The organism is Bradyrhizobium sp. ERR14 (assembly GCF_014198235.1).
Taxonomy (GTDB): Bacteria; Pseudomonadota; Alphaproteobacteria; order Rhizobiales; family Xanthobacteraceae; genus Bradyrhizobium.
In genome coordinates, this window is record NZ_JACIHD010000006.1 from 367,720 (window position 1) to 389,190 (window position 21,471).

General features: G+C 64.3%; 19 protein-coding genes. 6 read left to right on the top strand and 13 right to left on the bottom strand.

The window, feature by feature from the left end; genetic code table 11:
- Positions 1-65: 65 nt before the first annotated feature.
- The 4 genes from GGD62_RS19905 to GGD62_RS19920 all read right to left on the bottom strand — a co-directional run bounded on the left by GGD62_RS19905 (position 66) and on the right by GGD62_RS19920 (position 4,007).
- The gene (locus GGD62_RS19905; protein WP_179739487.1) at positions 66-1,058 is read right to left on the bottom strand and encodes an ABC transporter substrate-binding protein; all 993 of its coding nucleotides are present in this window, start codon (positions 1,056-1,058) and stop codon (positions 66-68) included.
- 56 nt (positions 1,059-1,114) lie between these two features.
- Positions 1,115-1,924 carry an ABC transporter permease gene (locus GGD62_RS19910; protein WP_018322819.1) on the bottom strand — a complete coding sequence of 270 codons (810 nt, stop codon included), beginning with the start codon at positions 1,922-1,924 and terminating at the stop codon, positions 1,115-1,117.
- 315 nt (positions 1,925-2,239) lie between these two features.
- On the bottom strand, positions 2,240-2,947 hold the full coding sequence (locus GGD62_RS19915) for a TetR/AcrR family transcriptional regulator (RefSeq protein ID WP_183709714.1): 708 nt from the start codon (positions 2,945-2,947) through the stop codon (positions 2,240-2,242).
- A 211-nt stretch (positions 2,948-3,158) separates the two neighbouring features.
- Positions 3,159-4,007: a VOC family protein gene (locus GGD62_RS19920; protein WP_018322817.1), complete on the bottom strand. Its 849-nt coding sequence runs from the start codon at positions 4,005-4,007 to the stop codon at positions 3,159-3,161.
- Positions 4,008-4,231: 224 nt separating this feature from the next.
- Between GGD62_RS19920 and GGD62_RS19925 the strand changes: the two genes are divergently transcribed.
- Positions 4,232-5,125: a sugar kinase gene (locus GGD62_RS19925; RefSeq protein WP_018322816.1), complete on the top strand. Its 894-nt coding sequence runs from the start codon at positions 4,232-4,234 to the stop codon at positions 5,123-5,125.
- 6 nt (positions 5,126-5,131) lie between these two features.
- A complete protein-coding gene (rbsK, locus tag GGD62_RS19930; protein WP_183709716.1) occupies positions 5,132-6,046 on the top strand; it encodes a ribokinase in 915 nt (304 codons plus the stop codon).
- Here rbsK and GGD62_RS19935 read toward each other — a convergent pair whose 3' ends face one another.
- Positions 6,047-7,267, bottom strand: a complete 1,221-nt coding sequence (locus tag GGD62_RS19935; protein ID WP_183709718.1) for an NAD(P)/FAD-dependent oxidoreductase — start codon at positions 7,265-7,267, stop codon at positions 6,047-6,049.
- A 228-nt stretch (positions 7,268-7,495) separates the two neighbouring features.
- Between GGD62_RS19935 and GGD62_RS19940 the strand changes: the two genes are divergently transcribed.
- Together GGD62_RS19940 and GGD62_RS19945 are read left to right on the top strand one after the other, a co-directional pair.
- Positions 7,496-8,290, top strand: coding sequence for an enoyl-CoA hydratase/isomerase family protein (locus tag GGD62_RS19940; RefSeq protein WP_183709720.1), 795 nt, complete (start codon positions 7,496-7,498; stop codon positions 8,288-8,290).
- Positions 8,287-8,895, top strand: coding sequence for a histidine phosphatase family protein (locus tag GGD62_RS19945; protein WP_183709722.1), 609 nt, complete (start codon positions 8,287-8,289; stop codon positions 8,893-8,895). The genes GGD62_RS19940 and GGD62_RS19945 overlap by 4 nt, the downstream gene beginning before the upstream one ends.
- Here the strand turns inward: GGD62_RS19945 and GGD62_RS19950 are convergent.
- The 4 genes from GGD62_RS19950 to GGD62_RS19965 all read right to left on the bottom strand — a co-directional run bounded on the left by GGD62_RS19950 (position 8,855) and on the right by GGD62_RS19965 (position 13,735).
- The gene (locus GGD62_RS19950) at positions 8,855-10,195 is read right to left on the bottom strand and encodes a TRAP transporter large permease (protein ID WP_092259633.1); all 1,341 of its coding nucleotides are present in this window, start codon (positions 10,193-10,195) and stop codon (positions 8,855-8,857) included. The genes GGD62_RS19945 and GGD62_RS19950 overlap by 41 nt on opposite strands.
- The gene (locus tag GGD62_RS19955) at positions 10,192-10,770 is read right to left on the bottom strand and encodes a TRAP transporter small permease (protein ID WP_018322810.1); all 579 of its coding nucleotides are present in this window, start codon (positions 10,768-10,770) and stop codon (positions 10,192-10,194) included. The genes GGD62_RS19950 and GGD62_RS19955 overlap by 4 nt, the downstream gene beginning before the upstream one ends.
- Positions 10,771-10,956: 186 nt before the next feature.
- Positions 10,957-11,964: a TRAP transporter substrate-binding protein gene (locus tag GGD62_RS19960; RefSeq protein ID WP_183709724.1), complete on the bottom strand. Its 1,008-nt coding sequence runs from the start codon at positions 11,962-11,964 to the stop codon at positions 10,957-10,959.
- 55 nt (positions 11,965-12,019) lie between these two features.
- Positions 12,020-13,735 carry an IlvD/Edd family dehydratase gene (locus GGD62_RS19965; protein ID WP_183237996.1) on the bottom strand — a complete coding sequence of 572 codons (1,716 nt, stop codon included), beginning with the start codon at positions 13,733-13,735 and terminating at the stop codon, positions 12,020-12,022.
- Between the two features lie 175 nt (positions 13,736-13,910).
- On the opposite strand from GGD62_RS19965, the gene GGD62_RS19970 reads away from it, so the two are divergent.
- Positions 13,911-14,591, top strand: coding sequence for a GntR family transcriptional regulator (locus GGD62_RS19970; RefSeq protein ID WP_183709727.1), 681 nt, complete (start codon positions 13,911-13,913; stop codon positions 14,589-14,591).
- Between the two features lie 39 nt (positions 14,592-14,630).
- On the opposite strand, the gene GGD62_RS19975 is transcribed toward GGD62_RS19970, so the two are convergent.
- Entirely contained in the window at positions 14,631-15,044 is a 414-nt protein-coding gene (locus tag GGD62_RS19975; protein WP_183709729.1) for a hypothetical protein, read from the bottom strand.
- 127 nt (positions 15,045-15,171) lie between these two features.
- Entirely contained in the window at positions 15,172-15,996 is an 825-nt protein-coding gene (locus GGD62_RS19980) for an NAD(P)-dependent oxidoreductase (protein WP_183709731.1), read from the bottom strand.
- Positions 15,997-16,085: 89 nt separating this feature from the next.
- On the opposite strand from GGD62_RS19980, the gene GGD62_RS19985 reads away from it, so the two are divergent.
- Entirely contained in the window at positions 16,086-17,063 is a 978-nt protein-coding gene (locus GGD62_RS19985) for an SMP-30/gluconolactonase/LRE family protein (RefSeq protein ID WP_183709733.1), read from the top strand.
- A 183-nt stretch (positions 17,064-17,246) separates the two neighbouring features.
- Here the strand turns inward: GGD62_RS19985 and GGD62_RS19990 are convergent, their stop codons facing one another.
- Together GGD62_RS19990 and GGD62_RS19995 are read right to left on the bottom strand one after the other, a co-directional pair.
- Entirely contained in the window at positions 17,247-18,677 is a 1,431-nt protein-coding gene (locus GGD62_RS19990; protein ID WP_026202817.1) for an aldehyde dehydrogenase family protein, read from the bottom strand.
- A 323-nt stretch (positions 18,678-19,000) separates the two neighbouring features.
- Positions 19,001-21,364 carry a transketolase gene (locus GGD62_RS19995; RefSeq protein ID WP_183709735.1) on the bottom strand — a complete coding sequence of 788 codons (2,364 nt, stop codon included), beginning with the start codon at positions 21,362-21,364 and terminating at the stop codon, positions 19,001-19,003.
- Between the last annotated feature and the right edge of the window lie 107 nt (positions 21,365-21,471).

Genomic DNA, 21,471 nt, shown 5'->3' on the forward strand with positions numbered 1-21,471 from the left:
ATAACAATCGAGGCCGGTGGTAATGGGTCCCTGCGTTCGCAGGGACGACGGCGGATATTGATCGCTCACGAGCCGCTCTTCGGCAGATAGTCGTTGGTGTAGAAGGCTTTCGGGTTGTCCTTGGCCTTGGCATCCAGTCCGCCATATTCGACCATCAGGTTGACGGAGTCCGTCATGTTCTGGTCCGTGACCTGGAACGGCCGCTTGCTCTTGGTCTCCGCGGTCCGGTACAGCGGAATGGTCAGCTCAAAACCCTGCGTCAGCGTGTCGATCTTGCCGCCCTTGGGGTTGGCATCGAGGATCGACTGCGCCGCGGCCTTCGGCTCCTTCTCGGCGGCTTCGACCGCCTTGGTCGTCGCCGACATGAAGCGGCGAACGAGATCGGCATTGGCCTTCACATAGTCGGCATTGGCGATGATGCCGGAGGAGACCATGTTGATGCCGTAGTCGGCAAACTTGATCGGGTAGACGTCCTTGCCGGTGGCGTCCTTGATCTTCATCGACTGGTCCATGACATAGCCGAGCAGCAGATCAGCCTGGCCGTTGATGACCGCGTTGAGCTTGGTCTGGCCGTCGCCGGCAACGGTCTGGAAGTCGCTTTCCTTGAGGCCGGTCTTCTTCAGGAACAGCGGCCAGATCTGGGTCATGGAATCGGCCGGCGTGATCGCGACCGTCTTGCCCTTGATGTCTTCGGGCTTTTTGATGTTCTTGTCAGCAAAACCCATGGCGGACATCGGTGAGGTCTGCAGCAGCACGCCGGTCGCAACCACGGGCGCGCCCTTGATCGCGGCGCGCATCATGGTGGGAACGTCGACATAGCCGAAATCGGCGGTCTTGGCAGCGACGGCCTGCGTGGTCGCGGCCGAGCCGCGGCCTTCCTGGATTTCGAGCTCGATGCCTTCGGCGGCGTAGATGCCCTTGGCCTTGCCGTAATAGAACGGCGCGTGCTCGCCATAGACGTACCAGTTCAGCATCAGCACGACCTTGTCGGCCGCCTGCGCCGGCATGGCCGCGAAGGTCAGCAGCACCGCCGAGACAGCTCCTATCCACCGCTTCATCGTCACTCTCCCTTTGCCGTTGTTGCGTCGGCCATTGGTGGCCGTTTGTGCTTTAGTTAAGAAGCGAAAATCACGTCCTCGCGCTGGCTAACATGCCAGGGAATGACCAGCTTCTCGATCCGGTCGACGATCCAAAACAGGATCACGCCGAGCAGCGCGAGGATCACCAGGGCTGCGAACATCGTCGGCAGGTCGAAGGTGCCGATCGAGCGCTGCATCACGTAGCCAATGCCGGAATTGGACCCCACGAACTCGCCGACGACGGCGCCGACCACGGCGAGCGTCACCGACACTTTGAGACCCGAGAAGATCGCCGGCAGCGCGTGCGGCAGATTCACCGCACAAAACACCTGGAAGCGGCTGCCCTGCATGGCGCGGGCGAGATCGACCATGTCAGGATCGACCGATTTGAAGCCCTGCACCGCCGAGACCACCACCGGAAAGAAGCCGAGCAGAAATGCCGAGATCACCTTTGGAATGATGCCGAAGCCGAACCAGACCACGAACAGCGGCGCGATCGCGATCTTGGGCACGGATTGCGAGAACACCAGCAGCGGATAGATGTAGCTCTCCACCGTCTTCGAGCCCGCAATCAGCATCGCGACGGGAATGCCGAACAGAGCGGACAGCGCGAAACCGCAGACCGTCGCATAGGTCGTCGGCCAGGACTGGCGCAGCAATTCCGGCCAATCGGTACGCAATACGGCAACGACATCGAGCGGCGACGGGATCTGGTAGGCGGGGATCCTGAACAGCCGGATGGCGAGATCCCAGGCGACGACGATGAAGACGAGGAACAAGAACGGCCGAACCCAGGCCGCATTCAGCAGCTTGGAGATCGCATTCTGCGGCTTCAGCTCGGCCAATTTTCACTCCCGGCAGTCTTCTTCGTTGTGGGGAGAAATTAACCCGTTGGATAAATACTGTCCAGACCTTTCCCTGTGACGTTTTGCGGCGGCGGTTCCGCGGTGCTTTGGAAATGGGACGTTGCTGCGCTGCGTCCGGGGCATGAGACCGCCCCACTCTCGGTGTCAGTCTCCGCGAAAGCGGGAATCCAGTACGCGGCGCCCTCTCCGCATCCCTTCGCTGTCTCTGGAATACTGGATCGCCCGATCAAGTCGGGCGAGGACAGCGGAGAACTTGGCATCAGCAGCTGATCGTCGACCAGCGACGAGCGAGCACTACACCGTCTGCGCCACCACGCTGCGCGACTTCGGCTCTTTCGCGATCTCGAACAAGGCCACCGACTGTCCCGTCAGCGCAGCCAGCACCAGGCCGACCATGTGCGCCAGCCGTTCGTCCTTGGCCTTTTTGTCCAGGAGATCGCGGCCGAAGATCACGCTGAGCGTCGCCGAGTTCGAGAGGTAGAAGAAGCAGAGCCCCGCGATCGAGATGTAGAGCTGGACCGGATCGACTGCGACCTGGAAGTCGCCGCTGTCGACGCCGCGTCGCACCACGGTGCGGATCATCTCGACGAAGGGCGAGTGCATCGACTTGACCTTGGTCGATTTCTTCAGGTGCTTTGCGCGCGCGAGGTTCTCGGTCTGCAGCAGCGACAGGAATTCGGGATTGCGCAGGAAGTAGTTCCAGGTGAACTCGATCAGGCGCCGGATGGCCTTGGGCGGATCGAGATGTTCGAGATCGAGCCCCCGCTCCTCGCTGCGGATCTTGTCATAGGCGCCTTCGAGCACCGCGAGGTAAAGCTCGTCCTTGTTGCCGACGTGGTAGTAGAGCATGCGCTTGTTGGCGCCGGCCTTGGCCGCGATGCGGTCGACGCGTGCGCCGGCGAGCCCGTGGGCGGAAAACTCCTGCTTGGCGGCTTCGAGAATGCGCAGCCGCATCCCCTCGGGATCGCGCTGCCATTTCAGAGTTCGCTTTGCCTTCGCCAAGTGGAGTGCTCGCTGGGGTGCTGTCGGTACGCGTGTAACACGCGGGCAGCCCGCCGCATAGTTTCGCGACAGTGAAAGCCAAGCAAGCCGGTTTCGTAGGGTGGGCAAAAGCGCTCTTGCGCCGTGCCCACGTCTTCTCATCGAGCAGCCAAGACGTGGGCACGCTTCGCTTTGCCCACCCTACGAGAGTCTTCGAGTGGAAAGACCGCTTTCACCCCACCGGCTTGGGCGAGCGCTCCAGCAGCACGGTCTGAATGCCGCAGGTGCCGTTTCGCACCGTCATGATTCGCGTGCCGGGCTTGCGGCCGTTGCGGACCTCGGTGACGTCGAGGCCGGCGGCGATCAGGCGGGCGCGCGTGGCGTCGATGTCGGCGACCCGCCAGCTCAGGCCCCAGAGCCGGTCACGCGCGTGGTCACCGCCGGCGACCGGCCGGCGCACCACCTCGACGATCAGATCGCCGCAGCGGAAGAACATCAGCTGGCCCCAGTCCTGGTGCGAGCGATCGAGCGCCAAATCGAGCCCGAGCCGTGCGCCGTAGAGCGCGGCGGCGCGTTCGGAATCCTCGGTGGTGACGACGACATGGTCGAGTGCGTCGATCGGCGCGACGTCGGTCGCCGGGGAGAGCGGACGCTCGTCGGCCAGCTCGAGGAAGAACATGCGCACGCCGCGCGTGAGTTCCGTGGCGGCGCGCGTGCGCTTCCAGTGCAGGACGGCGCCCGACTCGTCGTCGCTGCTTTCGACCTCGGCAACCGGATCCGGGCTCAAGGCCACCCGCTGCAGCCGCCGGTGCATCCTGCTCATGTCTGCGACACGAAAGCACAGGCTGGCGAGCACGCCCTCCTGGTCGTCGAGCAGCGCACGCATCCGATCGGCCGTCACGCTGAAACCGCTCGGCGCCATCAATTCGATCGTCATGTTCTCGAGGGTGAACAGCACGCGGTCGGCGCCCTCACCGGAGTTCTGCCAGGCCGGCGCGCGGGCGAGCAGCGTCTGGTAGGCCGCCTTGGCTGCACCGATATCCCTGACCAGAGCGACGACGTGATCGAGGCCGGTGATCATATGTCCCACTTTTGATCGACCCTTTTATTGACCTGGAACCAATGCGCAGAAAACACGGCGTTTGTCCGGGCTTGGCATTGCCCGGTGATGGTCGTATTCCGGCCCCATGCTGACCTCAAGCGCTTGGGGCGGCAGATTTGCGAATAATTTCAGCGATCCCTGAGCGGAACCGGTGCTACAGTAAGCGCGCCGGCCTGGACCACAAAGCGCATGACGGACAAGCAATGCAGGCTCTCTTCATCGGACAGACCTATATCGACGTCGTCTTCATCACCGACCACATGCCGACTGGGGACGAGAAGCACGTGGCCTCGGACTACGCGGTCTCCTTCGGCGGCAACGCGGTGACGGCGGCGTTCTGCTGCGCCAAGCTCGGCATCGTGCCGGATCTTATCGCCACCGCGGCCAATGACTGGCTGGGGCGCATGTTCCAGGACATGTGCGCGAAATACGCGATCTCGCTGCACGGGCGGAAGGTCAACCAGTCCTCGCTCTCCTTCATCATGCCCAAGGACGGCAAACGCGCCATCGTCCGCTGCCGCGACGACGAGCACATCCACCCCTTTCCGATGCTCAATCTCGGCGGCTGCCGCGCGCTGCACGTGGATGGTCATCAGCCCGATGCCGCGATCCACTACGCCAAGGTCTGCCGCGAGGCCGGCATCCTGACCTCGCTCGACGGCGGCGGCCTGCGCACCAACACCCATGAGCTGCTGGAATATATCGACGTCGCCATCGTGGCCGAGCGCCTGTGCGAACAGATGGACCTGACGCCGGAGAAGATGCTCGACTATCTCAAGAGCCGCGGCTGCAAGATCGGCGGCATCACCATGGGCGAGAAGGGCCTGCTCTGGTACGACGAAACAGGGACGGTGCAGGTGATGCCGGCGATGCCGATTCCGCGCGAGCGCGTGATCGACACCAACGGCGCCGGCGACGTGTTCCATGGCGCCTATGTCTATTCCTACCTCGCCCATCCCGGCAAAAGCTGGCGCGAGCACTTTGATTTTGCCCGGGCCGCCTCGACCTTCAAGATCCAGCGCCTCGGCAACGAGGCCGGCTTGCCGACGCTCGTCGACATCGCCAAGGTCAGGCACGAGTTCGAGGTCAGGGTCTAGATCCAGATGGGGCGCGTTTTCGTCGCCGGCAGCATCAACATGGATGTGGTGGCGACCGCCGATCGCCACCCGCGCGTCGGCGAGACCGTCGCCGGCCGCGAGGTGCTGTATTTTCCAGGCGGCAAGGGCGCGAACCAGGCGGTGGCGGCGTCACGGCTCGGCGCGAAGACCATGCTGATCGGGCGACTGGGGAAGGATTCGTTCGGGGCCGAGTTGCGGACGTTTCTTGGCGATCAGGGCATTGATCTCGGCTCCGTCCGCGACGCCGACACCCACACCGGCACTGCGATCATCACCGTCGCCGCCTCCGACAATACGATCGTCGTCATCCCCGGCAGCAATGCGCAGGTCAGTGCGGACGACATCGCGGACGTGCCGCTGGCGAAGGGTGACGTCGCGGTCAGCCAGTTCGAGATCCCGCTGCCGACGATTGCCGCGTTCTTCCGGCGCGCACGCGATGCCGGGGCCGCGACCTTGCTGAACCCGGCGCCAGCGCAAAAGATGTCCGGTGAACTGCTCGCGCTCGTCGATATCCTCGTGCTTAACGAGACCGAGCTCGGCTTCCTTGCCGGAGTGGAGCTGTCCGACGGCGACGAGACCGCGAGGATCTTCGATGTCGCGCGAAAACTTCAGGCGCGCGCGGACCAGAGCATCTGCGTGACGCTCGGCAGACGTGGCGTGCTTGCGCTTGCTGGACGCGAAGAGGTCGCCGTGCCCGGGCGTGCCGTGAAGGCGATCGATACCACCGGTGCCGGTGATTGTTTTGTCGGCGCGCTCGCCGCGCAACTGGCTGACGGCGTGCCCTTGCGCGCCGCCCTCGCCTTCGCCAACGCCGCCGCTTCGATCAGCGTGCAGCGCATGGGCGCGGGGCCGTCGATGCCGACGGCTGCGGAAGTGGCGGCTGTGCTCCGCGCTGGCTGATCACGCCAGCGCGCTCTTCAGATCGAAGCTTTCATCCGCGGCCTGCGCCGGCGTGATCGAGCGATTCATGCCCTGCAACCGTCGGCCGAACATGTGATCGCCGGCGCGGTTGATCGATTCGATGCCGAGCAGCGTCTCACCCTTGTAGCAGAACGCGGAAAACGCCTTGTTCGCGGCGCTGCCACGCAGCACGACGCGGTCGTAGCCGGTGGTGAGGCCGGAGATCTGGAGCTTATCGTCGCCCTGGTCGCTCCAGAACCAGGGATGGCTGTCGTAAGGTTTGCGGTCGCCGGTCAGTCGCGCGGCGAGGCAGCGGGCGTGGTCGGTGGCGTTCTGCACCGATTCCAGCCGCAGCGATCCGCCGAAGCGCGGGCTTGCGAACAGTGCGCAATCGCCGATCGCGGAGATGTCAGGGTCAGCCGTCGAAAGATATTCGTCGACAATGATCCCGGCGGCGACCGGCAGCCCGGCTTCCGCGGCAAGCTCGATGTTGGGCAGCACACCGACGCCGACCACGACGAGGTCGGCGGGCAGATGCCGACCGTCGCTCAGGGAGACCCCGGTGACCTTGCCGCCTTCTGCCTCGATCGAGGTCGCCTGCACGCCGAGATGGACGCGGATACCGGCCTCGCGATGGCGTTCCTGAAAATACTCCGACACCTCCGCCGTCACCGCCCGCGCCATCACGCGCGGGGCGAGCTCCAGCACGTCGACCTCGAGGCCCTTGATCCGCGCGGTGGCGGCGAATTCCAGGCCGATGAAGCCGGCGCCGATCACCACGACCCGTGACTTCGAGGGCATGATCGCACGCAGCGCCTCGCTCTCGTCGAGGATGCGCAAATACTTCACGTCGGGCAGATTCGCATTCGGCAGATCAAGCAGCCGGTTGCGCGCGCCCGTCGCCAGCACGAGATGACCGTAGGCCAGCGTCTCGCCCGAGGCGAGCAGCACCTTGTGGCCGGCGCGGTCGATCGACACTGCACGGCCCGCGATCAGCTCGATCTTCTGGTCCTGATAAAATTTCTCCGGCCGGAACATCAGGCTCTCCGGCCCGGCCGAGCCCTTGATATAGGCCTTGGACAAAGGCGGCCGCTGATAGGGCAGATGCGCCTCGTCATTGATCAGGCCAATGCGCTGCGAAAAGCCCGCCTGGCGCAGCGATGCCGCGACCTGATAGCCGCCATGGCCGGCACCGACGATGATCACCGGACCGTCGCTCATTGGACAGCCCATTTCCGGAAGACACGAGCGTGACCCATGCCGTCTCCTCTCTCGCTGATTTTGGTTGCTGGCCTTACGAGGAGCCGGCGCTCGTGTCCGTCCCTTGGCAAAGGCAGCCCCATTTGAGCCTATCGTTTCGCCCCGCGCAAGGGCGGCGGTCGGGGATTGTCACCCCTGCCCTTCTGCGATTTAGTTGCAGCAACCACCTCCTGCCGGAGACTCTCTCAGATGCCAGCTCCCATCTCCCAGCCCGATGATCCCGCCCTGCTGCGGATCGACGGCTCGATCGCGACCATCACGCTCAACCGTCCCGCCGCGTTCAACTCCATCAATCTCGCCATCGCGCAGAAGCTAGAGCAGCTTGCGGCCTATCTCGAAGGCGACGACGACATCAGGGTCGTCGTGCTCGAAGGCGAAGGCCGTGCGTTCTCGGCCGGCGGCGATCTGCAGACGATTGGTGCCGCCGCCGAAGCGGGCACGGTGACGCCTGTTGTCGGCGAGCTCTTGAAGCACTATCACGCCTTCATCGAAATCATCCGGCGCATGCCGAAAATCTCGTTGTCCAGCGTTCACGGCTCGGCCGCCGGTGCCGGCATGGGCCTCGCCTTCGTCACCGATCTCTGCATCGCCGCGGACGACGCCAAATTCACGCCGGCCTATGCCAAGATCGGGGTGTCGCCGGACGGCGGCTCGACGGTCGGCATCGTCGGCACGGTCGGCTCCCGCCGGGCGCTGCAGATCTTTCTCGCCGAGGACAATTTTACCGCGCAGCAGGCCTATGAATGGGGCCTCGTCGCCAAGACGGTTCCGGCCGCCGAACTGAAAGCGGCCACACGAAAACTCGCGGAGCGTCTGGCGCAGAACCCGCCGGCGGCGATATCAGGCACCAAATCGCTGGTCTATCAGGCCGCCACCACGCCGGTGAAGCAGCAGCTCGATGCCGAGGAGCACAAGATTATCATGGCGATGAATACGGAGGAATTTCGCAGCGCCGTGAAGAAATTCACGAGCAAGTCGAAGTGACGACACCAGCGCGTACGTTCTACGGCCTTCGCCACGGCGCGACCGACTGGAATCGCGAGGGACGATTCCAGGGGCGGACCGACAATCCGCTGAACGAGGATGGCCTCAGGCAGGCGCACGAGGCGGTGGACATGCTGCGCGGCGCAGGCATCAGCCGCATCGTCGCAAGTCCCTTGGCCCGCGCGGCGCGAACGGCCGAGATCATCGCGGCCGCGATCTCGGTGCCGCTGGCGATTGACGACGGCATCATCGAGTTCGACTTCGGGAGCTTTGAAGGCTTGCCAGTTCGCGACCTCATGATCAAGCACGGGGTCAAGTCGGCGACGGGCCTCGTCTCGATCCTGCCGGCCGACGGCGAGAGCTGGGACGCCATGACGAAACGGTCGCTGGCTTGCGTCTCGGCGTGGCTCGACGGTCATCCCGGCGACGATCTCCTGTTCGTCTGCCATGACGCGGTGATGCAGGGGATGGCCAACGCGCTGTGCGGCAGCTACTTCAAGAATAGCCATGGCACGCCGTTCCGTTACCTGCGCGAGCAGGCCCAATGGCGCGTCGAGCAAGTCGTTACTTCGGACAGATATAGCCCGTCCCCGCCGGCGACTTGAAGCAGCCGACCGATTCCGGCAGCACCTTCTGCGGCAGCCACAGCACCACGCTCGGGAAGTAGATCGCGAATGCGATCGTCCCCAGGAACACCAGATAGATCGGCAACGCAGCGCGTAGCGCTTTCGCGAAACTAATGCCGACGAATTTCGAGGCCATCAGCAGCACCAGCCCGTAAGGCGGCGTGATCAGGCCGAAGGCGAGCGTGGCGATCAGCACCACGCCCATATGGACGCTATTGATGTCACCCGCCTCCGTCAGTGTGTTGACCAGCGGCATGAAGATGATGATGGTCGGCACAGGTTCGATGAAATCGCCGACCACGGTGAAGAGCAGCACCATCAGCAGCATGATCAGATGCGGATCGTTACCTGCCATCGAGGTGATGATTTCGGCGATGTAGCTCGCCCCACGCAGATAAGCGAGCATCCAGCCGAAGGCATTGGCCGCGCCGATGGTGACCAGCGGCAGCGAGAAGATCAGTCCGGCAATGCAGAAATCGTAAGGGATACTCTTGATGTGCCCGCGATTGAGCGCGGGGATCACGACCAGCACGATCCAGACCACGGCGACCACGCCGGCTTCCGTCGGTGTGAACCAGCCGGTCAGGATGCCACCGAGCAGGATCACCGGGATCATCAGCGGCAGCGCCGCATCGCCGGCAGCGAACACCACCTGCCGAAGCGGCGCGCGCGGCTTGCGCAGGCCGGAGGGGCCGAAGAAGTAGCAATAAAGCATCAGACCGAAGCCGATCATCAGGCCGGGCACCACGCCCGCCATGAACAGGCCCGCGATCGAGACGTTGCCGACCGCGCCATAGACCACGGCGGTGATGCTCGGCGGCACCAGCGCGGCGATTGTGGAGGCCGAGGCAATGATGGCGGCGATGAAGGCCGGCTCGTAACCCTCTCGCTTCATCGGCCCGCCAAGCGCGCGGCTCATCACGGCGACGTCGGCGGTGGTCGAGCCCGACATCTCCGAGAAGAACATGCTGAAGACGACGACGACCTGCGACAGCCCGCCCCTGATATGCCCGACCAGCGACACCGAGAGGTTCGCGATCCGCACCACCACATTCGCCGAGCTCATGAGCTCGCCGACCAGCAGGAAGAACGGGATCGCCAGCAGCGCCTCGGAATCCACGCCGTCAAAGATCTTCTGGATGATGGCCGCGAGCGAAACGTCGGACAGGATCGCGCCGATGAAAACGCCGGCCATCAGCGAGAACGGCACGGGCACGCCGAGATAGCCGAACGACAGGAAGCAGATCGTCATTAACGCCAGAACAACAGGTGCGCTCATAGCTGTGCCCTCGCCTGCGCGTCGGTGACGATGGGCGTTCCATCCTCCTCGGGCGGCTCGGGATGGTCGAAGCCGTTGCGCAGCCCGTTGACCAGCTGCTCGATGGTGAACAGGCCGATCAGCACGCCCGACAGCGGGATAATCGCATAGAGCGAGGCGATCGGCGTGCCCGATGGCAGGCGAAAGCTGCCGAAGCCGCGCAGATAATTCTGATAGCCATACCAGATCAGGCAGAAGGCGACACCGAGCACGACGAGGCGGATGATCAGCTCGACGATCAGCCGCGAGGTGCCGTGCAAGGCCTCGGAGATCGCGGTGAGATAGAGGTGGTCGTTGCGGCGCGTCGCAGCGGCCGTGCCGATGAAGATCGCGTAGATGAACAGCGTCGAGGTGACCTCCTGCAGCCACAGCCAGGGATGACCGATGGTCCGGGTGACGATGTCCGCGGTGACCGACAGCGAGAAGCCGAAGCAGAGCACGCCGCAGAGGATCATCAGCGCGAGCTCAAGCCAGTCGAGCCAGCGCCATTTCAGGTGGCGTTGGCGATGCACGAGCAGTTTGTCGGCGATGGCCATTAGTCCCCGTTCCAAAGCTATCGGATGTGACAGCTGGGAAGCTGCCGATCACACTCGGCCTGCATGGTTCGAGACGCCCGCTTCACGGGCTCCTCACCATGAGGGTCTAAAATCTCGCCGCGAAACGAGACCTCATCCTGAGGGCCCGCCGCAAGGCGGGCGTCTCGAAGGATGGCCGCAAGCGACCTAGTTGATTGACCGGATCAAGTCCTTGATCTTCTCGGCGTGCGGCCCGAGCTCCTTGGCGAGCTTGTCGAGATAGGGATCGGCGACCGCAACAAAGCTCTTCTTGTCGACGTTATCGACGACCTTCACGCCCATCTTCTTCAGCTTTTCGGCGGCGGTGCGCTCCAGCTCGAACGCCTTCGCCGGCTCCTTGGTGCTGATCTCGTTGGCCGCCGTCTGTACCCAGCCCTTCTGCTCGGCCGACAGGCCCTGCCAGAGCTTGTCGGAGATGAACACCAGCGCGTTGTTGGCCTCGTGCTCGGTGATGTTGAGGACCGGCGCCACCTCGTAATGCTTGTTGACGAGGTAGACGTTGATGCTGTTCTCGGCGACGTCGACGACCCCGGTCTGCAAGCTGGTGTAAACGCTGCCGAACGGCATGTGCACGGTCTGGGCACCGTAGGCCGGGAACATGGTGTCCTCGGTCGCGGTCGCCTGCACGCGGACCTTTGCGCCCTTGATGTCGCCGACGTTGTGGATCTCCTTCCTGGCGTACATGTGGCGCACGCCCTGCGATCCGGTCGCGATCACGTGCAGGCCCTGCGTGGTCTCGTCGATCATCGTCTTGAGCGCTTCAAACACGCGGGGATCGGCCAGCCCCTTGACCACGTGCTTCTCGTCACGGAACAAATAGTGCAGCGACATCACGCCGGCCTGCGGCGAGATCGTCGCGGTGTTGGCGGAGGAGATGATCGAGAATTCGACGTCTCCGGCTTTCACGAGCTGGAGCACCTGCGGCTCCTGCCCGAGCTGCGCGCCCGGATACTGATCGATGATCATGGTGCCTTTGCTCAACTCCTTGAGCTTTTCGGCAAAGATGTCGCCCGCAATGGAATAGCCGGTGTTGCGCGGCTGGTCATAGGCGAAGCGATAATGCTTCACCTCCTGCGCCCCCGCCCCGGTCACGAACAGCACGGCGGCCGCAGCCGCCAACCCATGTAAGAATCTTGGCATGGATCGTGCAATCATCGTTTCCCCCTATGTTATCGCCCGCCGCTTGTGCGGTCTGAGCGCTCGTCGTTCGTCAGCTTGTCTCGGTCTTCCCAGTCCTCTGCATGAAATCGAAGTCGCAGCCCTCGTCGGCCTGCATGATGGTTTCGTTGAACAGCCAGGCATAGCCGCGCCGCGCCTCATCGGGCGCAGCCGCCGGCTTCAAGGCAGCGCGCCGGCGCTCCAGTTCGGCCGCATCGACCAAGAGCTCGATGCTGCGCTTGGCTACGTCCAGGCTGATCTTGTCGCCGTTCTTCACCAGCGCCAGCGGCCCGCCGACGGCGGATTCCGGAGTGATGTGCAGAACGATGGTGCCGAACGCGGTGCCGCTCATGCGCGCGTCCGAAATGCGCACCATGTCCTTGGTGCCGCCGCGCGCCAGCTTTTTCGGGATCGGCAGATAGCCCGCCTCCGGCATGCCCGGCGCGCCCTTGGGGCCGGCATTGCGCAGCACCAGCACGTCGTCGGCGCTGACATCGAGATTGGGATCATCGACCCGCAAGGTCATGTCCTCGACGGATTCGAACACGACGGCCCGCCCGGTATGCTTCAACAGCTTCGGACTCGCGGCCGATTGCTTGATCACCGCGCCGCGCGGCGCGAGGTTGCCGTGCAACACGGCAAGGCCGCCCTCTTTCTTAATCGGATTGTCACGCGAGCGAATGGCGTCCTGACCGGGCACGTCCTCGGCATTGGCGACGACATCGCGCAGCGTCTGGCCCGAGATGGTCTTGGCGTCGAGATCGACGAGGTCGCCGAGTTGCGCGAGCAGCTTCGGCACGCCGCCGGCGTGATGGAAATGCTCCATATAGTGCTCGCCCGACGGCTTGAGGTCGACCAGCACCGGCACCTCGCGGCCGATCTGGTCGAACACTTCGAGATCGAGCCGATGCGGCGAGCGATGCGCCATCGCGGTGAGATGGATCAGGCCGTTGGTGGAGCCACCGATCGCCTGGAGCACGACCTGCGCGTTCTTGAAAGATGCGGGTGTCAAAAGCTCGCTCGGCTTCGGCCCCTTGGTCTTGGCCATCTCGGCGGCGACCTTGCCGCTCGCCTCGGCAAGGCGGAATCGTTCGGCATGCGGCGCCGGGATCGTCGCGCTCATCGGCAGCGACAGGCCCATGGCTTCGATCATGCAGGCCATGGTCGAGGCCGTACCCATCACCATGCAGGTGCCGACCGACGGCGCGAGACGGCCGTTCACTGCTTCGATTTCGACATCGTCGATTTCGCCGGCGCGATACTTGCCCCATAGACGGCGGCAATCGGTGCAGGCGCCCAGCACCTCGCCCTTGTGATGGCCGACCACCATCGGCCCGACCGGAATGACCACGGTCGGCAGGTCCGCGCTGATCGCGGCCATCACCTGCGCCGGAAGCGTCTTGTCGCAGCCGCCGATCACGATCACCGAATCCATCGGCTGGGCGCGGATCATCTCCTCGGTGTCCATCGCCATCAGATTGCGCAGATACATCGAGGTCGGATGCGCAAAGCTCTCCGCGATCGAGATGGTCGGGAACACGAACGGCATCGCGCCCGACAGCATCACGCCGCGTTTGGCGGCTTCGATGATCTGCGGAACGTTGCCGTGGCAGGGATTGTAGTCGCTATAGGTGTTGGTGATGCCGACGATCGGGCGCTCCAGCGCGTCGTCGGAATAGCCCATGGCCTTGATGAACGCCTTGCGCAGGAACAGCGAGAAGCCGGCATCGCCATAGCTCGTCAGACCCTTGCGCAACCCACTCGTCATCATGCCACTCCTTCAGTTTGCCATTGTGGTACAGCCCGCACCTCGATTGTCAATAAGATCGGTCCATATTGTCGCATTTTCCGCCTAAGGGCACCATCTCCGGCGCGAATTATTGACAATCCGTCCCTTCCCTGCTCCACAGGGCGAGCCGGCCAGACGCCGGGAGGCCGAGGGCATGTCCGACATTCGCACCGCAGACAGCATGCCGGTCCGGCACGACGATCCGGACGACGTCGTCGCGCGGCTGGAGGAGGACATCATCTTCGGCCGCCTCGCGCCCGGCGCGCGCCTCACCGAGGACGCGCTGATGTCGCGCTACGGCACCTCGCGCCACTTCGTGCGCCAAGCCTTGGTGGATGCCGAGCGCCGCGGCATCGTCCGCCGCGAAAAGAACGTCGGCGCCACCGTGCGGTTCTACTCGGCCGAGGAAGTCCGGCAGATCTACGAGGTCCGGGAGATGCTGACGCGGCAGGCCGCGCTGATGATCCCGCTGCCCGCGCCGCGATCGCTGATCGACAAGCTCTCCGCGCTGCAACGGCAATATTGCGCGAGAGCCGATGCGCAGGATCTGCGCGGCATCCACGAAGCCAACGACGCTTTCCACCTCGCGCTGTTCTCGGCCTGCGGCAATCCCTACCTGGTGGGCTCGCTCCAGGACTACATGAACCTGACCCTGCCGATGCGCGCCAAGAACCTCGCCGACCGCGATGGCCTCGCGCAATCGCGGCGGCAGCATGAGATGATGATCGAGCTACTCAGGGGACGCGACAGCTGGGCGCTGGCGCAGCTGTGTGTCGATCATATGCAGTTCAGCAAGAGGGATTATCTGGCGAGGATTGGAGGGGCTAGCGCGTAGACCGATCGAGCTGCCGTTGGAACGATGCTGAAGACCCGTTCAGTACCGCCTCAACAGTCCGCGATCCACGCTCGCCTCGCCATAATCGGCGCAGGCCCTTTTCGGGTTCCTGATCAAGTCCGTCCGGACACGCCTGAATGTTCTGCTGGCCATATCGGACACTTCGGGACGGAATTTGCCGGGATCGTAGCTCACGCCGTCGCGGGCCTTGATGGCAGCGGCATAGGCGTCGATCATCGCCATTGCCGCATCGGGACTGCCAAGGAGTCGGGCGCCGAGCTGGACGCTGCCGCTGCCATCGACCTCGTAACCGTCGCATCGCTGTTCGAGCACCACGGATGCCGTGACCATCTGGTCGAGGAACGTCGCTTCGGCGTCGCTGAGCGCCGCGGCTCGCGTTGGCCCTGGCAAGATCGCCGCGAGCATCGCGACGACTGACAATTTGACTCTCATTGTCGTGGCTCTCGCTGCCGGCGGTCGAACTACGATCGCACTTATCGAGAGCCAGACGACGAGAGGAAGGTTGATCTAGATCAACGGACCGTCATGCCCGGGTTTGTCCCGAGCATGACGACAGGCGCTACCGCTTATTCCAATCGATGATCCGGTCCGGATCCGCATCGAACTCCATGCTGCAGAACGTGCCGCCCTGGAAATAATCGCCGACCGGATCCGGCTTCAGCTTGGCCTGCTCGGCCATCGCGTGCTCGCGGAAATCTTCGGCGCGGCCCGTGGGGCGATAGCCGAATTCGTAGGCGCGGTGGTTGTCCCACCAGGCGCGCTCGTTGAGGGATGCACCGTAGAAGATTTCGAAATGGATGTCGGGATGCTCGAGCCCGATGCGGCAGAGCTGCACGAGGTCGTCGGGCTTGAGCCAGATCGAGAGCCGGCGCTGATCGAGCGGCATGTCGCCGAAATTGCCGATGCGCAGGCACGTCACCTTCATCCCGTGCTTGTCGGCGTAGAGCGCGCCAACGGCCTCGCCGAACACTTTGCTGACGCCATAGCGGCCATCGGGACGCGGGGTCACGTCGGTGTCGATCTTGTGGTGGCGCGGATAGAAGCCGACGGCGTGGTTCGACGAGGCGAACACCACGCGCTTGACGCCCTTGCGGTAGGCCGCCTCGAACAGATTATAGCCGCCGATGATGTTGGCCTGGAGGATCTGGTCCCAGGTGCCTTCGACCGAATAGCCTCCGAAATGAATGATGCCGTCGACGCCCTCGCAGATCGCCTCGCACTGCGCGAGATCGGCGAGGTCCGCTGCCTTGAACTTCTCGTTCGCGCCGAGATCGGCGGGCGGCTTGATGTCGGACAGCAGGAGATCCGAATAGATCGGCGGCAGCAGTCTTCGCAGGCTCGTGCCGATTCCGCCCGAAGCTCCCGTCATCAAAATACGCGGCATGTCTTCCCTCGCCGTTGGTGACCGATTTGCGGTCACGTGTCTCTAATGATAGCAGCATTGTCCAGAGGGAACGAAACGAGAGAACCGACATGAATGAGGCATCGTCCCACACCCAGGAGCGGCCAGGCTGGCGGCCGGCGACGTATTACCCCGACCCGGCCATTCGTGCACTCGATCCCCGGTTCGAAAAATACTGGCTGAAGCTGTCCGCGGTGGAGCGGCTCGCGACCGGCCTGCGCTGGGCCGAGGGTCCCGTGTGGTTCGGCGACGGGCGCTATCTCTTGTGCAGCGACATCCCGAACCAGCGCATCGTCAAATGGGAGGAGGAGACCGGCGCGGTCTCCGTGTTCCGCAAGCCTTCGAACTTCGCCAACGGCAACACGCGCGACCGGCAGGGCCGGCTCGTCACCTGCGAGCATGGCGGGCGCCGCGTGACCCGCACTGAGTATGACGGCAGCGTCAGCGTGCTGATGGATCAATTCAGCGGCAAGCGGTTGAACTCGCCGAACGATGTCGTTGTTAAATCGGACGGCTCGATCTGGTTCACCGATCCGACCTTCGGCCTGCTCGGCAATTATGAGGGCTACAAGGCCGAGCCCGAGATCGAGCCGAATGTCTACCGGCTCGATCCCGAGACGCGCAAGGCGGCCATTGTCGCCGAGGGGGTGCTCGGGCCGAACGGGCTGTGCTTCTCGCCGGATGAAAAGATCCTCTATGTCGTGGAATCCCGCGGCGTGCCAAACCGAAAAATCCTCGCCTATGACGTCTCGGCTGACGGCACCGAGATTTCCAACAAGCGCGTCCACATCGATGCAGGCCCTGGCACGCCGGACGGCATGCGCTGCGACATCGACGGCAATCTCTGGTGCGGCTGGGGCATGGGAGATCCCGAGCTCGACGGCGTGGTGGTGTTCGCGCCCGACGGCGTCATGATCGGCCGCATTGCCCTGCCCGAGCGCTGCGCCAATCTCTGCTTCGGCGGCGTCAAGCGCAACCGCCTGTTCATGGCGGCGAGCCAGTCGATCTACGCGCTGTATGTGAACACGCAGGGGGCGGTGGGGGGATAGCGCCGAGCTCGTAGGGTGGGCAAAGCGAAGCGTGCCCACCACTGCTCGCTTGTGGCGTGATGGTGGGCACGTCGCTTCGCTCCTTTGCCCACCCTACGGCACCTCGCCTTCGCGACACGCCGCCCAAAACAAAAACGCCGGAGCGGTTGCCCGCTCCGGCGTCATTCGTTCACGCGCTAAAACTTACGCCGCGTTGAAACCGGCGACGGCCTTCACTTCGAGGAAGTCCTCGAGGCCGTACTTGCCCCACTCGCGTCCGTTGCCCGACTGCTTGTAGCCGCCGAACGGCGCGGTGCGGTCGTTGGGCACGCCCTGGAGGTTGACGTTGCCGGCGCGGATCTGGCGGCCGACGCGCTTGGCGTCTTCGACCGAGGCACCCGTGACGTAGCCGGCAAGGCCATACGGCGTGTCGTTGGCGATCTGCACCGCTTCGGCTTCGTCCTTGGCGCCGATGATGGTCAGCACCGGCCCGAAGATTTCCTCGCGAGCGATCGTCATGTCGGGGGTGACGTCGGCGAAGATGGTCGGGCGGACATAGAAGCCCTTGTTGACGCCTTCGGGCAGGCCCGGGCCGCCGGCGACGAGCGTTGCGCCCTCGTCGATGCCCTTCTTGATCAGGCCCTGGATCTTGTCCCACTGGCCGCGGTTGACGACGGGACCGATGGTGGTGCCTTCGGCGCGGGGATCACCGGCCTTGGTCTTGTCGGCGACGGCCTTCGCGATCGCGGCGACGTCCTTCATCTTGGACAGCGGCACGATCATGCGCGAGGGCGCGTTGCAGGACTGGCCGGAGTTGTTGAACATGTGCATCACGCCGCCGGTCACCGCCTTCGTGAGGTCGGCGCCTTCGAGGATGACGTTCGGCGACTTGCCGCCGAGTTCCTGGCTGACGCGCTTCACGGTCGGCGCGGCGCGCTTGGCCACGTCGATGCCGGCGCGGGTCGAACCGGTGAAGGAGATCATGTCGATATCGGGGTGCTCGCTCATGGCGGCGCCGACCTCGGGGCCGAGGCCGTTGACGAGGTTGAACACGCCCTTGGGCACGCCAGCTTCATGGAGGATTTCCGCGAAGATCAGCGCCGAGGTCGGCGTGAACTCCGACGGCTTCAGGATCATGGTGCAGCCGGCGGCGAGCGCGGGCGCGACCTTGCAGGCGATCTGGTTGAGCGGCCAGTTCCAGGGCGTGATCATGCCGACCACACCGATCGGCTCGCGCAGCACCATGGCGGTGCCGACCGGCTCTTCGAAATGGTAGTTCTTGAGCACGTCGAGCGTGGTCATGAGATGGCCGAGGCCGGCGCCGGCCTGGAGCTTCTCCGCCATCGGCAGTGGTGCGCCCATCTCGTCGGAGACGGCCGCGCCGATCTCCTTGAGGCGGCCCTTGTAGACCTCGATGACCTTGGTGAGCAGCGCGACGCGCTCCTCGCGGCTGGTCTGGGAGAAGGTTGCGAAGGCGCGCTTGGCGGCGGCAACCGCCTTGTCCACGTCGGCCTTGGAGCCCAGCGCAACCTCGTACATCGCCTCTTCCGTCGCGGGATTGACCACGGCGGTGGACTTCTTGACGGCGGGATCGACCCAGGCGCCGTCGATGTAGAATTGCATGCGATTGACCATCGTTAACCTCTTTTTGGGGGCATGTGGGGCGTTTCGGCAGGCATCCTTGCACGAAAGCGCCGGCAATTGAACCCGCCATATGCGGGGCCAGCGTTGCGGCGGACGCGCGGAATATGGGCGGAGAGACGGAGCGAGGCAAGCGGCCTGGGTCCCGGCTCTGCGCCGCGACATTTCATGTCGCGCCTTGTCCGGGACACGAGATTGGAGCGAGTCCAACCAGGCTCGTGCCCCGGACGCAGCGCAGCGCTATCCTGGCGATGCGAAGCATCGTCCAGAGCAGCGGTGCGCTGCAGAGCCGGGGCCCATGCGACCGGTTACCTCGACTACACCGCCATCTTCCGGTGCAGCACCGGCGCGCCGGTGGTGAGGCTTTCGGCCGCATCGATGATGGCGTTGGCATCAATGCCGTAGTGCCGATAGAGGTCGGCGATCGTGCCGGTCTGGCCGAACTGCTCGACACCGAGCGCCTCGACGCGGTGGCCGCGGACGCTGCCGAGCCAGCCGAGCGCGGAGGGATGGCCGTCGATCACGGTCACGATGCCGCAGTCGCGCGGCAGCGGCGCCAGCAGCTTTTCGATGTGGCTGAGATGCTGCACGCCGCGGCGATCCCGCCGCAATTTCCGCGCGGCGGTCCAGCCCGCATGGAGGCGGTCCGCCGAGGTGATCGCGAGCAGGCCGATGTCGCGCCGGCTCTCGCCGATGAAGCCGGTCGCCTCGATCGCCTCAGGTGCCACCGCGCCGGTATAGGCGATCACGACTTCGGCATTCGGGCCCGGCTTGCGCAGCCAATAAGCGCCGTCGGTGATGCCCTGCTGCAGCTCCGGCGTCATGATCCGCTGCGCCTGCTCGATGCTGCGCGTCGACAGCCGCAGGTACACCGAGCCGCCCTCGCCCGCTTCGCGCTGCATGTGCTCAAACCCGAAAGCCATGATCACGGCGAGCTCGTCGACGAAGGCCGGCTCGAACGAGGCGAGCCCGTCCTGTGCCATGCCGATCAGGGGCGTTGCGATCGACTGGTGCGCGCCGCCCTCGGGTGCGAGCGTGATGCCTGATGGCGTCGCCGCCACCATGAAGCGCGCGTCCTGGTAGCAGGCGTAGTTCAGCGCATCGAGCCCGCGCTCGATGAAGGGATCATAGAGCGTGCCGACCGGCAGCAGCCGCTCGCCGTTGATCTGGTGCGACAGCCCAAGCGCCGAGAGCATGATGAACAGGTTCATCTCGGCAATTCCAAGCTCGAGATGCTGGCCCTTGGGCGAAAAGTCCCAGTTGAACGTGGAGGGAATTTTCTCGCTGCGGAATAAGTCCGCCTTCTCGGCGCGCGCGAACAGGCCGCGCCGGTTGACCCACGGGCCGAGATTGGTCGACACCGTGACGTCGGGCGAGGTCGTGACGATGCGCTTTGCCAACTCACTGTCGCTGCGCGCGATCTCGTTCAACACGAGGCCAAAGCCCTGCTGGGTCGACATCTGCGGTGACGGCTTGAACGCGAGCTGCTGGGGCACCTCGACGACGGGCGCGGTCAGCCGGCGGCCGTCCTGGTTGAACGGCACGCGCGCGAGGAACGCGTCGAGTTCGGCGACGGATTGCGCGAGCCCTTCGTACTTCTCCCATTCGTGACCGGGCCGGATGTTCTGGCTGTCGCGATATTTCTCCATCTGCGCGACCGTCATCAGGCCGGCGTGATTGTCCTTGTGACCCTGGAACGGCAGGCCGACGCCCTTGATGGTGTAGGCGATGAAGCAGACCGGACGGTCGTGATCGATGGACTCGAACGCCTCCAGCATGCTCGCCATGTCGTGGCCGCCGAGATTCGACATCAGCGCCAGCAATTCGTCGTCGCTGCGCTTGTCGATCAACCTGGTGATCGGGCCCTGGTCGCCGATCTCGTCATGCAGATGCTTGCGGAACGCGGCGCCGCCCTGGAAGCAGAGCGCGGCGTAGAGCGCATTCGGGCAATTGTCGATCCAAGCTTTAAGCGCCTCGCCGCCGGGCTCGGCGAAGGCCTCGCGCATCAGGCGGCCGTATTTCACGATGACGACGTCCCAGCCGAAATTGCGGAACATGGTCTCGAACTTTTCCCAGAGCCCTTCGCGCACGACGGCATCGAGCGACTGGCGGTTATAGTCGACCACCCACCAGGTGTTGCGCAGGCCGTGCTTCCAGCCCTCGGCGAGCGCCTCCCAAATATTGCCCTCGTCCATCTCGGCATCGCCGACGAGGGCAATCATCCGCCCTTCGCGGCGATCCTTCATCCAGCCATGCGCCTTGACATAGTCCTGCACCACCGAAGCGAACAGCGTCTGCGCAACGCCGAGGCCGACCGAGCCGGTGGAGAAATCGACGTCGTCGACGTCCTTGGTCCGCGAGGGATAGGACTGCGCGCCCTTGAAGCCGCGAAAGTTCTCTAGCTTCTCGCGGCTCTGCCGGCCGAACAGATATTGGATGGCGTGGAACACCGGGCTTGCATGCGGCTTCACCGCGACGCGATCCTCAGGGCGCAGCACATGGAAATACAGCGCCGACATGATGGTGGCGAGCGAGGCGGACGAGGCCTGATGTCCCCCGACCTTCAAGCCGTCGGCATTGGGGCGGATGTGGTTGGCGTGGTGGATGGTCCAGGACGACAGCCACAGCGCCTTGCGGCTCAGCGCGGTCAAGGTGTCGAGGCGGGCGGTATCGACGGGCATGGCAAGGCTCCCGGGAACAGGTGGCGCGATGATACGCCCGCGGGAGGCGCCAAACTTCTCAATTCTTCGCGCAATACCCGTCAATATTGGGATACTATACTAATAAT